Below are 15,426 nucleotides of genomic sequence, written 5' to 3'. Positions count from 1 at the left end.
ATCAGGCCAGCTGCAGTTCGGTCACGATCGGGGCATGGTCCGACAGGCGCGCCCAGGGGCCATCCTTGAGGACCTCCGCCATTTCCACGCGGAAACCTCGCACATAGATGCGGTCCAATCGCAGCCACGGCATCATGGCCGGGAAGGTCCGTGCCGGGCGGATCGGTGCCGACAAGCCACCGAGCCGGCGCAAGCCATGCATCACGCCGCGCGCATTGGGCTGCGGCTGATCGAACACTTCGGTCACGCCCAGATTCTGGTACAGCGTGCGGCTCAGCTGGTTGGTCCAGTCATTGAAATCACCGGCAATCAGCAAGGGCGCATCAGGCGGCGAGGAGGCGCTCACGGCCTGGATCAGCGCATCGATCTGGCGCCGACGGCCCCCTGCGAACAGCCCCAGGTGAATCACGTAGCAATGCACCTCCACCCCTTCGATGGGCACCACGCAATGCAGGATGCCGCGTGACTCATAGGCATGGTCCGACACATCCTGGTTGCGGATGGAAGCGATTTCAAAACGCGAGATGAGCGCATTGCCATGATGGCCATGGTCATACACGGCATTCATGCCGTAGGCGGCGTGGTGGGTATCACCGGCAAGATATTCATGCTGCCCCTGCTGCGGCCAGTTGGAGGCGTGACGCAGGGCGTTGAGGTCATGGCGGCCCTGCACTTCCTGCAGGAACAGGATGTCCGGATCCAGTTGTGCCAGCGCCTGCTTCAGCGCCAGGATGCGCGGGCGGCCGGCAAAGGAGGTCACGCCCTTGTGGATGTTGTATGTGGCAACGCGCAGCTTCATCGATGCAACCTTTCTCTTGTTCTTGTCCGGTGGCGGTCCCGCGCAAGACGCTGGCTAGGTCGCCAGATAGCGCGGCAACTGCAGGATCGCTTCCGCATTGGAGGGCGAGAAACAGCGGTCGGCTGCCTCGCGATACGGCAGCCAGACATGGCGGGTGTGCTCGCGCGGGGCCAGCGTCACCGGAATATCACGGGGCACCAGCAGGCCAAAGACATGTTCGGTGTTTCTCGTCACGCCCGGCGCATAGCGGTGCCGCCAGACCGGATAGATGTCATAGATGTTGGAAAGTTGCCAGTCGCGCAGATGCGCGCGCGGCACGCGGTTTCCGCCATCCTGCAAGGAGTCTACGCCGGTGTCGGCCACCACGATGCCGGTTTCTTCCTCCACCTCGCGTCGGGCGGTCTCCGACAAGGGCTCATCAAGGGCATCCTTGGAACCGGTCACCGATTGCCAGAAGCCGGGCTGGTCGGCCCGTTCGATCAACAACACGTATTGATCGGCGCTGTGGATCACCACCAGCACCGATTCGGGAATCTTGTAGGGCTTGGCTTGCGTCATGGCCTGTCCGTGATGCGGGAAAGGCTCCATTGTATCGGGACGGCAGCGTTTCAGAGCAGCGAGGCTTCGCTCTCGGCCACCAGCCAGCTGCGGAAGGCCCGTGCCGCTGCATGCTCGATGCGGTCGCGCGGCCACACCGCATAATAACCGCCGCCCAGGCTGGCATTGGCTTCACAGGCGCGCACCAGCAGCCCTTGTTCCATGCAGGCGTCGATCATGTGACGCCAGGCCAGCACGATACCCTGCCCTTCCATGGCCAGTTGCAACAGCACCGGATATTGGTTCGACAGGATCTGCTGTTCGATGCGCACATCGTCCACCCCGTTGTGCGCCAGCCAGTTCTGCCAGGACATCCACTGGCGCTGCCCGTCCTCCAGCATCAGCAGGGTTTCCTGGGGCAGCTCGGCAGGGGCCAGCGTACGGCCCTTCAGATAGGCCGGGGAGCAGACCGGGAACACTTCCTCGTCATACAGGCGGCGCACCGCCAGGCCCGAAGGCGGGCCATCGCGCAGGAAGTAGATGCCCATGTCGAAATCGGTTTCGGACAGCTGGGCCAGGCTGTCATTGACCACCAGGCGCAGGTGGCAATCCGGATGCTGGGCGCGAAAACGCGCCAGGCGCGGTGTCAGCCACAGCACCGCCACCCCCTGCGAACAGGCCACCGTCAATTCCTGATGGCCCTTGCGCTTCATGATGTCTTCAGTGGCTTCAGCGCAATCGACCAGCAGGCGCTGCACCAGCGCGGCATAGCGCTGGCCGCTCACCGTCAGGCGCAGTGCGCGCGGCTCGCGCAGGAACAGCTTCTTGCCGAGAAAGCGCTCCAGCTGGGCGATCTGGCGGCTGATGGCGCTTTGCGTGAGGTGCAGTTCAGCCGCCGCGCAGGTGAAGCTGCCATGGCGCATGGCCGCCTCGAAGGCGATCAGCGAAGGTAATGGGGGAAGGGGCGATATACGCATGGTCGGCGCTCCGGCTCGAAAGGTCTCATCCAGGTCGAGATGGTAGAGCGAAAAGCATGCCCGCCGCAGCTTTCCCATGAGGTGCGGAAAGCTGCGGCGCAAACGACGCAGTACCGGCGATCAGCGGCTGCGGTGGATGTGGCCGGATTGCATGACCAGCGACAGGTGTTCACCCTGGCCGGTCAGCAGCGTGATGTCCTGCAGCGGATTGCCGTCGACCACGATCAGGTCGGCCAGCGCACCGGCGCGCACGGTGCCCAGTTCGCCTTCGCGCTGCAGGATCGCAGCGGCAATCGAGGTGGCCGAGCGGATGGTTTCCAGGTTGCCCAGGATCTCGGCGCGGATCAGGAATTCGGTCGATTGATCCTGATGCATCTCGCCCAGCAGGTCCGAGCCGAAGCCCATCTGCACGCCGTGCTCGGCATAGATGCGCAGCGAGTCACGGCCGGCCTGGCGCACCGATTCGATTTTGGCCACCGAATCCGGCGGCAGGCCCAGGCGCGCGCCATCACGGGCCAGCGAATCGTAGGTCACCAGCGTGGGCACCACGAAGGCACCGTGCTCGCGCATCACGCGTGCAGCCTCGGCATCGACCAGGTTGCCGTGCTCGATGGTGCGCACGCCGCAGCGCACGGCACGGGCAATGGCGCGGCCGGTGTAGGCATGCGCCATCACGTAGGTCTGCGCGGCTTCGGCTTCGGCCACGATGGCGCGGATTTCATCTTCGCTGTATTGGGTATTGCCGATGGGGTCGGTCGGCGAAGCGACGCCGCCCGAGGCCATGATCTTGATCTGGGTTGCGCCCTTCTGCAATTCCTCGCGGGCAGCCAGCCGCACGGCATCCACACCATCGGCCACGCGCGCAATGGCACCGGCACGGAAGGCGCAGGAGCACGGCTCCAGCACATCGGAACGCGGCCGGAAATCGCCATGGCCACCAGTCTGCGACAGCGCCTTGCCCGAGGGGAAGATGCGCGGTCCCGGTACCAGGCCGATGGCGATGGCTTGCGCCAGGCCCCAGTCGGCACCGCCGGCATCACGCACGCTGGTGAAGCCGCGATTCAACATGGCTTCGACGATGGGCAAGGCGCGGATCGAAGTCAGCGAGCCGGGTTGCAAGGCATTCAGGCCCAGGTTGGCCAGCGAGGCCAGCACGTGCACGTGGCAATCGATCAGGCCGGGCATGACGGTCTTGCCGGTGACGTCGATCACGCGTGCGCCGCTCACCTCCAGCGGGGTAGCGGAGACATCGACGATGCGGTCTTTTTCAATCAGGACATCATGGCGCGGGAACAGGCTGCCCAGGGCCGGGTCGAGGACGTTGCCGCCCTTCAGGAGAATCTTGGTCATGGCGAATTTCAGTGTTGTTGCAGGTACTGCGGCTCACGCACGAAGCGGGTGCCGACGAAGCTGATGGCAGCGGCGATCATCACGTAGAAGGCCGGGGCCATGTTGTTGCCGGTGGCAGCGATCAGCCAGGTGATGAAGAAGGAAGCAAAGCCGCCGAAGATGGTCACGGCCAGGTTGTAGGCCACCGACAGGCCGGTGGAAAGCACCTTGGCCGGGAACAGTTCGGAGAAGGCCGCCAGGATGGGGCCGGTATAGGCCGCAATCAGGGTGCCGAAGACCAGCTGGAAGATCAGCAGCGTGGACAGGCTGGGCGCGCTGTTGATGTAAGCGAACATGGGATAGGCCAGCACCAGGATCAGTGCGGCCGCACCCGAGAGCAGCGGACGGCGTCCGATGCGGTCGGCCAGGCGGCCGACGATGGGGGCCAGCACCATGATGCAGAGTCCACCGACCATGCCGGCGATGAAGCCGGTGGTCTGCGGCAGCTTCAGCACCTTGACCGAGTAGGTCGGCATGTAGAACAGCAGCACATAGGTACAGACCGTCCACAGGATCACCATCGAAAAGCTGGCCGAAGTCTCGCGCGGGAAGTTGCGGATCACTTCCTTCAAGGGCGAATCGGTCTTGTCCTTTTCTTCGAGGAAGGTCGGGGTTTCTTCGAGGTGATTGCGGATGTAGTAACCCACCGGGCCGATGATGATGCCGAGCAGGAAGGGCAGTCGCCAGCCCCAGCTGGCCAGGGCCTGCGGATCCAGGCTGGTGGTGACGAAGGTACCGACGGCTGCACCCAGCAGCACGGCCACGCCGATGCTGGCCTGGATCCAGCTGGAGTAATAGGCGCGTTCACGCTCGGGCGCGTATTCGGTCAGGAAAGCGGTGGCGCTGCCCATTTCGCCGCCGGCCGAGAAGCCTTGCAGCAGGCGTGCCACGACGATGATGAGCGGGGCGAACAGGCCCACGCTTTCATAGGTCGGTGCCAGGCCGATCATGGTGGTGCCCACCGCCATGAGCAGGATGGTGACCGACAGCGCCGCCTTGCGGCCCACGCGGTCGGCGTAGATGCCCAGCAGGATGCCGCCCACCGGACGCATGAAGAAACCGACACCGAAGGTGGCCACTGCCAGCAGCAAGGAGGTCAGGTCGTTACCGGTCGGGAAGAACAGCTTGGCGATGATCACCGCGAAGAAACTGTAGACGGTGAAATCGAACCATTCGAGACCATTGCCGATCACGGTGGCAATGATCGCGCGACGGCGCTGGTGGTTGGTGACCACCGGAATCCCGCCGGCTGGTAATGTCGTTGCTTGCATGCTCTCCCCTCATGTCAGACGTTGATATGCGGCCGATAATAGGGTCAGCGGGAGACTGGCGGAAATGATATCTGTGCATGCAGCCATGCTCTGTACGCATGCATGCGTAAATGATTTGGCGATTTTTCGCCTTAACTTTTTATATTGTTTATATCGTTTAGGAATCCGCTACCGGAATGAAAAAAGCGCGTGCATTTCTGCACGCGCTTCTTGTTGCTGCCCTCATCGATTCATCAACCCAATCGATGAATCGATACGGAGCTGAATGTCGAATCGATGAATCGATCAGGCCTTCACTGCCGGCTCGGTATTGCGCAGGCGGATATGCAGCTCGCGCAGCTGCTTCTCGTCCACTTCCGACGGGGCGTGGGTCAGCAGGCACTGGGCGCGCTGGGTCTTGGGGAAGGCGATCACGTCGCGGATCGATTCGGCGCCGGCCATCATGGTGACCAGGCGGTCCAGGCCGAAGGCGATGCCGCCGTGCGGGGGCGCGCCGTATTGCAGGGCGTCCAGCAGGAAGCCGAACTTCAGGCGGGCTTCTTCGTCATCGATCTTCAGGGCGCGGAACACCTTGCTCTGCACGTCGGCGCGGTGGATACGGACCGAGCCGCCGCCCAGTTCCCAGCCGTTCAGGACCATGTCGTAGGCCTTGGCGATGGCCGCACCCGGGTTGGTCGAGATGAAGTCTTCGTGGCCATCCTTGGGCGAGGTGAACGGGTGGTGCAGGGCGACCCAGCGCTGGCCGTCTTCGTCGTATTCGAACATGGGGAAGTCGACCACCCACAGCGGACGCCATGCGTCGTCGAACAGGCCGTTCTTCTTGCCGAATTCGCTGTGGCCGATCTTCACGCGCAGCGCGCCGATGGCATCGTTGACCACCTTGGCCTTGTCGGCACCGAAGAAGATCAGGTCGCCGTCTTGTGCGCCGGTCTTTTCCAGGATGGCGTTCAGGGCCGCATCGTGGATGTTCTTGACGATGGGCGACTGCAGGCCGTCACGGCCCTTGGCCTTTTCATTGACCTTGATGTAGGCCAGGCCCTTGGCGCCGTAGATGGCCACGAACTGGGTGTAGGCGTCGATTTCCGAACGCGGCATTTCCGCGCCGCCCGGCACGCGCAGGCCGACCACGCGGCCGCCTTCGCTGTTGGCAGCGCCCGAGAAGACCTTGAAGTCCACGTCCTTCATGACATCGGTCAGCTCGGTGAATTCGAGCTTGACGCGCATGTCCGGCTTGTCCGAACCATACATGCCCATGGCGGTGGCGAAGTCCATCACCGGGAACGGGTTCGGCAGGTCGATGTCCAGCGCGTTCTTGAAGACCAGGCGGATCATGCCTTCGAACAGGTCACGGATTTCCTGTTCGTTCAGGAAGGAGGTTTCGCAGTCGATCTGGGTGAATTCCGGCTGGCGGTCAGCACGCAGGTCTTCGTCGCGGAAGCACTTGGTGATCTGGTAGTAGCGGTCGAAGTTGGCCACCATCAGCAGCTGCTTGAACAGCTGCGGCGATTGCGGCAGGGCGAAGAATTCACCGGCGTTCACGCGCGAGGGCACCAGGTAATCGCGAGCGCCTTCCGGGGTGGACTTGGTCAGCATCGGGGTTTCGATGTCGATGAAGCCTTGTGCATCCAGGAACTTGCGCACTTCCATGGCGACCTTGTAGCGCAGGCGCAGGTTGTTCTGCATCTGCGGACGGCGCAGGTCCAGCACGCGGTGGGTCAGGCGGGTGGTCTCCGACAGGCTGTCGTCATCGAGCTGGAACGGGGGCGTCACCGACGGGTTCAACACTTCCAGTTCGTGGCACAGCACTTCGATCTTGCCCGACTTCAGGTTGGCGTTGGTGGTGCCTTCCGGACGGTTGCGCACCAGGCCGGTGATGCGCAGGCAGAACTCGTTGCGCACCGATTCGGCATTCTTGAAGACATCCGCGCGATCCGGGTCGCAGACCACCTGGACCAGGCCTTCGCGGTCGCGCAGGTCGATGAAGATCACGCCGCCGTGATCGCGGCGACGGTGCACCCAGCCGCACAGGCTGACGGTTTGGGCGAGCAGTGCCTCGGTAGTGAGGCCACAGTATTGGGTTCGCATGGACATGGTTGTGATTCCGTTGACAGTGTTCTTGTTGGATTTCAGAGAAGACGCTAAGGGCGAAGGCGGGGCTGGCCGGGCAGCGGACTGCCGGCCGCCCCCTCAATTCTTCGGCGCCGCCGCGTCGGTGATGATCTTCTTGTCGGTGACCATCTCGGGGGCGACCACGCCCATGGAGACGATGTACTTCAGGGCTGCATCCACCGACATGTCGAGCTCGATGGCATCGGCACGTGGCAGCATCAGGAAGAAACCGGAAGTCGGGTTGGGGGTGGTAGGGACATACACGCTGATGAAGTCACCCTGCAGGTGGTTCTTGACCTCGCCACCGGGCGCGCCGGTCAGGAAGGCGATGGTCCACGAACCCTGGCGCGGGTACTGGATCAGCACGGCCTTGCGGAAGGCGTTGCCGGAAGGCGAGAACAGCGTGTCGGAAACCTGCTTGACGCTGGAATAGATCGACTTCACCACCGGAATGCGGGTCAGCAGGCCTTCCCACAGCAGCACCAGGCGGCGGCCGATGAAATTGCGCGCGGCCAGGCCGGTGAGGAACACGATCAGCAAGGTCAGGATCGCGCCCAGGCCGGGGATGTTGTGGCCCAGCCAGTGCGCCGGCCGCCAGGCCTCCGGCAGCAGCAGCAGCGACTGGTCCATGGTACTGATGATCAGGTTCAGTACCCACAGCGTGATCGCCAGGGGGACCAGAATCAGCAGACCCGTAATGAAGTATTTGCGCATGGGGGAAAGGAAGGCCTCGTTAGCTGGCGCTGGGGGTGGACGCTGCCGCAGGGGCAGCCGCCGCCGGTGCCGGTGCGGGCGCAGCGGCCGGAGCAGCTGCAGCAGCAGGTGCATCGGCAGGCGCAGCGGGGGCGTCAGCTGAGCCGGCAATGCCGGTGCCATTGGCACCCTTGCTGTTGGCCGTGCCGCTGCCATTGCCCCGGAAATCGGTCACGTACCAGCCCGAGCCCTTTAACTGGAAGCCGGCCGCAGTCAGCTGCTTCCGGAAGCTGTCCTTGTTGCAGGAGGGGCAAACGGTCAACGCATCGTCAGAGATCTTCTGCAAGACATCCTTGGCAAAACCACACGCTTCGCAGCGATACGCATAAATGGGCATGACAAACTCCGCAAAAAACTTCCAAAACCCTGAATTATAAAGGCTTTTGGCGGAGTTTTAGTGAACCTGCCCGCGCAGGCGATGCGCTGGCGCGACGGCTCGGGCCTCGCACCAGGCAAAGATTTGCTTTTTGGAAAGTTTATTCACCACCCGGCCCTGCCGGTGGCCGGCTCCCGTCTCATCCCTCAACAGGGGCGGCGCGGCTGCTGCGCAGGGTGTCAAGAAATTCACGACACCACCAATGCACGTCGAACTGGCGGATGTTCTCCATCAGTGCGGCATGGCGCTCGCGCCGCTCGCCCTGCGACATCTGCAGGGCCTGCTGGATCACCTGGGCGGCACCGTGGGTGTCGTAGGGATTGATGATGAGCGCCTGTTTCATCTGCTCGGCCGCCCCGGCAAAGCGCGACAACACCAATACGCCCGGATCGTCCGGGTCCTGGGAGGCGACGAATTCCTTGGCCACCAGGTTCATGCCGTCACGTAGCGGCGTGACCAGGGCCACCGCGCAGGCACGGTACAAACCCGGCAGGCGGCGGCGCGCCACGGTACGGTGGATGTAGCGGATCGGCATCCAGTCGAAGTCGCCGAAGTCGCCGTTGATGGAGCCGCACAGGCTTTCCAGCTCGCGCTGGATGTCGCCGTAGGCTTCCACGTCTTCACGGCTGGGCGAGGCGATCTGCAGCAAGGTGGCGCTGTGGCGATTTTCCGGATACAGGCGCAGCAGTTCGCGGAAGGCGCGGATGCGCTGCGGCAGGCCCTTGGAATAATCCAGCCGGTCCACGCCGATCAGCAAGCGCCGGCGTGAGTACTCGGCCTTGGTGCTTTCATAGGTATCGCGCGCTTCCTTGGCCTGGCCCAGGCGCTGGAATTCGGCCACGTCGATGCCGATCGGGAAGGCATTGGCATGCACCGTGCGGTTGAAGGCGCGGAACTGGTTGGGGCCGACCGGCTCGGCGGTCGCTTCGGCCTGCACGTACTGGGCGAAGTGCTGCAGGTCGGCATGGTTCTGGAAGCCCACCAGGTCATAGGCAAACAACGCGCGCATGAGCCATTCATGCGAAGGGATGGCAGTCAGGATGGGCGGCGGCGGCAGCGGGATGTGCAGGAAGAAGCCGATGCGCGCCTCGCAGCCCATGGCGCGCAGTTCGGCGGCCAGCGGGATGAGGTGGTAATCGTGGATCCAGACGATGTCATCGCGCTTCAACAGCGGAAACAATTTACGCGCGAAGAGCTGATTGACCCGGCGATAGCCGCCCAGGTGACCCGCCTCGAAATGCGCCAGGTCCAGCCGATAGTGGAAGACCGGCCACAGCACGCCATTGGCGTAGCCGCGATAGTAGGCATCATGGTCTTCCTGCGACAGGTCGAGTTCGGCCAGGGTGACCGGGCCGGCCTGGTTGACGCGCAGCTCGCCCTCGCCGGGCGTGCCGTTCTCGACGACCTTGCCGCTCCAGCCGAACCAGAGTCCGCCAGTCTTCTTGAGGGTCTCGCCAAGCGCGACGGCCAGCCCGCCGGCAGCCGGCTTGCGGGGATCGGCGAGGCGATTGGAAACGACGACGAGTCTGCCCATCAGATCACCGCCTCCCATGACGCCGACAGGCGCATCGCACAGTTGATGATGCCCACCATCGAATAGGTCTGCGGGAAGTTGCCCCACATCTGGCGCGTGACCGGATGCGTATCCTCGGACAGCAGGCCCAGGTGGTTGCGGGCATCCAGCATGGCCTGGAAGATCTCGCGCGCCTGCTCCTTGCGGCCGATGCGCGCCAGCGCGTCGATGCGCCAGAAGGTGCAGATGTTGAAGGCAGTCTCGGGACGGCCGAAATCATCCGGGGCTTCGTAGCGGCGCATGTAGGGACCGTCGCAGAGGGACTTCTCCAGCGCTTCCACGGTGGAGATGAAGCGGGGATCGGTGGGCGAGATCAGGCCGACCTCCACCATCAGCAGTACGCTGGCATCGAGGTCGCGTCCGCCGAAGCTTTCGGCATAGGCCTGGCGCTGTTCATTCCAGGCTTCGGTGAGGATGCGGTCGCCGATTTCCTTGGCACGGTCGCCCCAGTAGCGGGCGCGCTCGGGCAGGTCCACGCGGGCGGCGATCTTGGCCAGGCGGTCGCAGGCGGCCCAGCTCATGAGCGCCGACGAGGTATGGATGCGCGAGCGGGTACGCAGCTCCCACATGCCGGCATCGGGCTGGTTGTAGACTTCATAAGCACGTTCGCCCACCGCTTCCAGATGCTGGAAGTGTTCGGCCCCGGCGCGATGGTGCAGGCGCATGTCGTGGAAGGCCTGCGCCGCACCCAGCACGATGTTGCCGTAGACGTCGTGCTGGAAGTGTTCATACGCCTGATTGCCCACGCGCACCGGCTGGTGATGCTGGTAGCCCGGCAGGTGATCCAGGATCTGCTCGGGCAGCGCTTCTTCCAGGCCGATACCGTAGAGAGGCTGCACGTGGCCGCCACCGGAACGCACCACCACATTGGTCAGCCAGCGCAGGTAGTCTTCCATGGTGCCCAGCTCGGAGAGGCTGTTGAGGGCACGCACCACGAAGAAAGCGTCACGCAGCCAGCAATAACGGTAGTCCCAGTTGCGCTGGCTGCCCGGTGCTTCGGGCACGCTGGTGGTCATGGCGGCGATGATCGCGCCCGTATCTTCATACACCGATAATTTCAGCGTGATGGCGGCGCGGATGACGGCATCCTGCCACTCCAGCGGCGTGGCCAGGGCGCGGCTCCAGTTGCGCCAGTAGGCGGTGGTTTCCTGCTCGAAATCACGGGCGGTATCGTTGATGCCGCCATGCAGGGTTTCGTCCGGACCGAGGATGAAGTTGTAGGGGCGGCTGACCACGAAGGCGGTCTCGTCGACGATGTAGCTGATGGGCGCATCGGTATTGAGGCGCAGGGTCTGTTCCTGGCCGACATAGCGGATGTGGTTGCTGCCGCGCGTCTGCGGCGGCACTTCGCGGCCCCAGTCGAACTTGGGACGCAGCACCACGCGCATGCGCGGCGCGCCCGAGAGCGGATGGATGCGGCGTACCAGCTGCAGCGGCCGGAAGAAGCGGCCGCGGCTCTGGAAGCGCGGCGCCAGGTCGGTGATCTCGATGCCCTGGCCCAGCGTGTCGTACAGGCGGGTGCGCAGCACCGCCGTATTGGGTTCATACCACTGCTCGCTGTGGGAAAAATTCTCCAGCTGGAAAGCCCACAGCGCGCCATTGTCGGTCGGATCGAGCAAGGCATTGAAGACCGGGTCGCCATCGAAACGCGGCAGGCAGCACCAGACGATGCGGCCCATCTTGTCCACCAAGGCCGAGAAGGCGCAATTGCCGATCACGCCCAGCTCCAGCGAGGAGGTCGAGGGCATGTCGTGCGCCTGCGCGGCCAGGTGCGGTTGTTCGGAATGCTGCGTCTGGGAGTGGGGTTGCGGTTGCGCTTCTTGATGCGGATCGGGGCTGGGCTGGCTCATGGTTCCTCGTGCTCTGTTCTGTGGGTCAGATTTCTTGATGGAAGGCGATGTGCTGCGGGGCCGGCAAACAGGCCGGTACGAAGGCTATCCGGGGGTGCTGCGTACCTCCACGCTCTGGCGCAGCAGGTCCAGCACGGCGGCTGGATCGGCCAGGCGTTGCAGGGCTTGGCTGGGGCCGGCGCCGATCTTGATGCCAAATCCGCCGAAGACTTCACCTTGGGCGATGGCAAAGCCGGCCTCATCGGTCACGTCATCGCCGATGAAGACCGGACGGCGGCCCCGGAACGGGGCCTCATGCAGAAAAGCGGCGACGGCGTCGCCCTTGTTGATGTGCGGCTTGGCTTCCACCACCATCTTGCCGTGCAGCAAGGTGAAGCCCGGTTCATGGCGCAGCGCGTCCATCATGGTCTCCACGCAGCGCTGTTCCAGATGGGCGGCGTGGCGGTAATGCAGGGCCAGTGCGCCGCGCTTGAGTTCCAGCTGCAGGCCGGGATGCGACTCCACCAGCGGCAGCAGGCGCTCGCGCAGGTGATGCACGTCCGGCACCGGTTGCTGCAGGATGCGGCCATCGGCCGTACGCCGCTCGGCACCATGCACACCGGCCGCAGGCAGGCGCAGCGGGGCCAGGAAGAAATCCAGTTGATCGAGCGGACGGCCGCTGACGATGGCCAGCGCGCCGTCCGATTCTTGCTGGATGCGCTGCAGGAGCGTGATCAGCTCCGGCGGCACCACGATCTCTTCAGGCTGGGGCGCCAGGTCGACCAGGGTGCCGTCGAAGTCCAGAAACAACGCATCGGCAGCGACATCGTAGGGGCGAATGTGCTCAGTCATGCCATTTCAGGTTGATGGAAAGCAAATAAGTTCCGGGTGGCTCTCGAATTATTGTCAAATAAATATCGAATAAGTTCGAAAACCCGGGCGTTGGAATTGCTTTGACAGCACCTGGCCCAGCAGTTCTGGCGGCTTCCCCAAAAAGACGAAACGGCCGCGCGGCAAGGCCGGGCGACCGTTTCAATCAGGCAAGAGGGATCAGGACTGGACGCTGCCCTCGGCGGGGACCGCCACCATGGGCGGCACCGGGGCCAGCACCTGGGGCAGGAGCGAACCAGCCACCATGCCGCCGATGGAGAACAGCAGGCCGGCCAGTTGCGGCGGCCACAGGCCGTCGGGGGCGGCGTATTCCAGCGTGATCCAGGAGACCAGGCCCAGCACCATGGCCATCAGTGCGCCCTGGCGGGTGGCACGCTGCCAGTAGACGCCGAAGGCCAGCGGCACGAAGGCGGCCACCAAGGTCACCTTGTAAGCGTTCTCGACCATTTCATAGATGCTGGACTGGCTGTTCAGAGCCAGCGTGGTCACGCCCACCGTGAAGACCAGCACCACGGCGCGCATCGAGAACAGGAATTCACGGTCGCTCTTCCACGGGCGAATTTCCTTGAGGACGTTCTCGGTAAAGGTCACCGACGGTGCCAGCAGGGTCGCGCTGGCGCAGCTCTTGATGGCCGACAGCAGCGCGCCGAAGAACATGACTTGGGCGAACACCGGCATCTTTTCCATGATGAGGGTCGGCAGCACCAGCTGGGAATCGGTTTCCAGCAGGCGCGAGACCATCGCCGGGTCGATCAGCGTGGCGGAATAGGCCAGGAAGATGGGGATGAAGACGAAGAAGAAATAGATCACGCCACCCAGCACCGAGGCGTTGCGCGCCACGTTCTCGTTCTTGGAGGACATGACGCGCTGGAACACGTCCTGCTGCGGAATCGAGCCCAGCATCATGGTGATCCAGGCGGCAAAGAACCACAGCACGTCTTTCAGTTCAGCGGCCGGCCAGAAGTTGAACTTGCCGGCCTCGGCGGCGTGCGCAATCACGACTCCCGGACCGCCGACCATGCCCGAAACTTCAACTCCGATATAAAGCATGCCGACCACCACGATGATCATCTGCAGGAAGTCCGTGATGGCCACGGCCCACATGCCGCCCATCAGGGTATAGATGAGCACGCTGCCGGCACCGATGATCATGCCCCAGTGCATGGGAATGTAGCCGCCCGAGACGACGTTGAAGACCAGCCCCAGCGCCTTGATCTGCGCCGCCACCCAGCCCAGGTAGGAAATGACGATGCAGATCGTGACCAGCATTTCGGCGGCACGGCCGAAGCGCTTCTTGTAGTAGTCGCCGATGGTCAGCAGGTTCATGCGGTACAGCTTCTTGGCGAAGAACACGCCCACCAGGATCAGGCACAGCGACGAGCCGAAGGGATCGGCCACGATGCCGCCCAGGCCGTCCTTGAGGAAGGTCGAGGAAACGCCGAGCACCGCCTCGGAGCCAAACCAGGTCGCAAAGACGGTCGCGGTCACCACCGACATCGGCAGCGAGCGGCCGGCGACGGCATAGTCCTTCGAACTCTTCACATAGCGGGTGGCATACAGGCCGATACCGACCGAGATGACCCAGTAGAGGACGACGAACCAGAGCAGTGCATTCATGCCTTTTTCCTTGCAGGGGGGGGTAAGAAAAACGCGCATTATAGCGGCAACTTCCTCGCGCAAAGCCGCTTGCGGCAAGACTTTTCATCTGTCGCCAGCGGGCCACAGCCGTGCTGGCCGCTCACTGCGGACTGGTCTGTCGGCAAGCAAGAAATGCTCCCGCTCACAGGGGGCGGGCCTTCAGGAATTTGTCAGGGGAGATGAAGCGGAAGGAAAGCAGCCTGCGCCGCCGGAAGCGGCAGCGCAGGAGAGGGAGGGATCAGGCACCTTCGTTGTTGCGCTCGTAGGAGGGGCAGCCGTTCTTGCCCCACTTGCCGTCGCACAGCTTCCACAGGCAGCTCTCGCGCGCAAAGACGGACAAGGTGCTGCATTGCTTGACCTGCTCGGCCAGGGTCGGCACGGGCTGCACTTCCACCACTTCCGGCACCGGCACCACGGCCTGGGCGCGCTCCGCCTTGGCGCGGGCGTTGGCCAGCTGGGCCTCGGCTTCGCGGCGCCGCTGTTCGCGCAGGGCCAGGGCGGCATCCTCGCGGCGGTGGCGGGCTTCGGCGGCGGCGCGCTTCTGCGCCAGTTGATGGGCCTTGTCGTCTGCTTCCTGCTGCAGCTGGGCGATCACTTCGGGGCCGGGGGCAGCATCGCTGGCGGCAGGCTGGGCATGGTCCAGGCTGGCAGGCGGCGCCACGGCGTCCACCGGGGCCGCCTTGGATAGCGGCGGCAATTGCTGCATCACCGGCTTGAGCGAGCGTTGCGGCCATTGCGCCCCCGCCCACAGAGCGACGCCGATGATGGCCAGTGTCAGCAGCGAGACCAGCAAGGCCCCACGGGTCGACGCGCGCGGCTCCGGTTCGCTGCGCGGACCACGCGGACCACGGCGGGTCTGGGCTGCGGGCTCTTCCTGCGCCGCCGGCGCCGTGGCGGTGTCTTCATACGGCAGGCTGGCGGTGCCGGCTGAGGTAGCCACCGCCGCCGTGACGGCGGCTGCGGCAACAGCGGCAGCCGTGATGTGCGAGGCCCGGACTTCCAGTTCCTCTTCGCTCAGGTCAGGCTGCACGGACGCAACGCGTGCTGGTGCCGGCGACTGGCTGGCGTGACTGGACTGACTGCTGTGTATGACCTGGCCGGACGGATCGCCATGGCCGGCCTGCGCCACGACCTCGCTGGCGACGCGACGGTCGCGATCTCCCTCTGACCGTTCCAGAACTTGCATTGGAATTCCCCTGTATTACGCTAGCGACCACCGTCCCGGTGGCCCTGATGTGCTCCCTCACGTCCGTGAATGCTTGCCAGGTCTCGCGTTGCGGGCTG

General features: G+C 64.1%; 13 protein-coding genes. All 13 read right to left on the bottom strand.

Features of this window, described 5'->3' with window-relative positions; all coding sequences use genetic code 11:
• Position 1: 1 nt before the first annotated feature.
• The 13 genes from JOD78_RS08980 to JOD78_RS08920 all read right to left on the bottom strand — a co-directional run bounded on the left by JOD78_RS08980 (position 2) and on the right by JOD78_RS08920 (position 15,328).
• Entirely contained in the window at positions 2-799 is a 798-nt protein-coding gene (locus JOD78_RS08980) for an endonuclease/exonuclease/phosphatase family protein (protein WP_121042386.1), read from the bottom strand.
• Positions 800-853: 54 nt separating this feature from the next.
• Complete coding sequence (nudB, locus tag JOD78_RS08975; RefSeq protein WP_121043062.1) at positions 854-1,357, bottom strand: dihydroneopterin triphosphate diphosphatase; 504 nt, start codon at positions 1,355-1,357, stop codon at positions 854-856.
• 50 nt (positions 1,358-1,407) lie between these two features.
• Positions 1,408-2,313: a LysR substrate-binding domain-containing protein gene (locus tag JOD78_RS08970; protein ID WP_209568255.1), complete on the bottom strand. Its 906-nt coding sequence runs from the start codon at positions 2,311-2,313 to the stop codon at positions 1,408-1,410.
• Between the two features lie 120 nt (positions 2,314-2,433).
• Positions 2,434-3,663, bottom strand: coding sequence for an amidohydrolase family protein (locus tag JOD78_RS08965; RefSeq protein WP_034329458.1), 1,230 nt, complete (start codon positions 3,661-3,663; stop codon positions 2,434-2,436).
• 8 nt (positions 3,664-3,671) lie between these two features.
• Complete coding sequence (locus JOD78_RS08960; RefSeq protein WP_121042384.1) at positions 3,672-4,973, bottom strand: MFS transporter; 1,302 nt, start codon at positions 4,971-4,973, stop codon at positions 3,672-3,674.
• Between the two features lie 285 nt (positions 4,974-5,258).
• A complete protein-coding gene (aspS, locus tag JOD78_RS08955; RefSeq protein WP_209568257.1) occupies positions 5,259-7,064 on the bottom strand; it encodes an aspartate--tRNA ligase in 1,806 nt (601 codons plus the stop codon).
• A 96-nt stretch (positions 7,065-7,160) separates the two neighbouring features.
• Positions 7,161-7,796 (bottom strand): DUF502 domain-containing protein, encoded by a 636-nt coding sequence (locus JOD78_RS08950; RefSeq protein WP_034329425.1) that lies wholly within the window; start codon positions 7,794-7,796, stop codon positions 7,161-7,163.
• Positions 7,797-7,815: 19 nt separating this feature from the next.
• The gene (locus JOD78_RS08945) at positions 7,816-8,172 is read right to left on the bottom strand and encodes an FmdB family zinc ribbon protein (protein ID WP_121042382.1); all 357 of its coding nucleotides are present in this window, start codon (positions 8,170-8,172) and stop codon (positions 7,816-7,818) included.
• Between the two features lie 178 nt (positions 8,173-8,350).
• A complete protein-coding gene (otsA, locus tag JOD78_RS08940; protein ID WP_039785232.1) occupies positions 8,351-9,745 on the bottom strand; it encodes an alpha,alpha-trehalose-phosphate synthase (UDP-forming) in 1,395 nt (464 codons plus the stop codon).
• Positions 9,745-11,634, bottom strand: coding sequence for a glycoside hydrolase family 15 protein (locus tag JOD78_RS08935; protein WP_034329431.1), 1,890 nt, complete (start codon positions 11,632-11,634; stop codon positions 9,745-9,747). The genes otsA and JOD78_RS08935 overlap by 1 nt, the downstream gene beginning before the upstream one ends.
• A gap of 84 nt (positions 11,635-11,718) precedes the next feature.
• Positions 11,719-12,465 carry a trehalose-phosphatase gene (gene otsB / locus JOD78_RS08930; protein WP_034329435.1) on the bottom strand — a complete coding sequence of 249 codons (747 nt, stop codon included), beginning with the start codon at positions 12,463-12,465 and terminating at the stop codon, positions 11,719-11,721.
• Positions 12,466-12,663: 198 nt separating this feature from the next.
• Positions 12,664-14,121 (bottom strand): sodium:solute symporter family protein, encoded by a 1,458-nt coding sequence (locus JOD78_RS08925; protein ID WP_121042380.1) that lies wholly within the window; start codon positions 14,119-14,121, stop codon positions 12,664-12,666.
• Positions 14,122-14,380: 259 nt separating this feature from the next.
• A complete protein-coding gene (locus JOD78_RS08920; RefSeq protein ID WP_204726227.1) occupies positions 14,381-15,328 on the bottom strand; it encodes a phage tail protein in 948 nt (315 codons plus the stop codon).
• Positions 15,329-15,426: the final 98 nt, after the last annotated feature.

The sequence above is a fragment of the Herbaspirillum sp. 1130 genome, assembly GCF_017833835.1.
GTDB classification, from domain to species: Bacteria; Pseudomonadota; Gammaproteobacteria; order Burkholderiales; family Burkholderiaceae_D; genus Herbaspirillum; species Herbaspirillum huttiense.
This window is presented reverse-complemented; position numbering and strand designations above follow the sequence as displayed.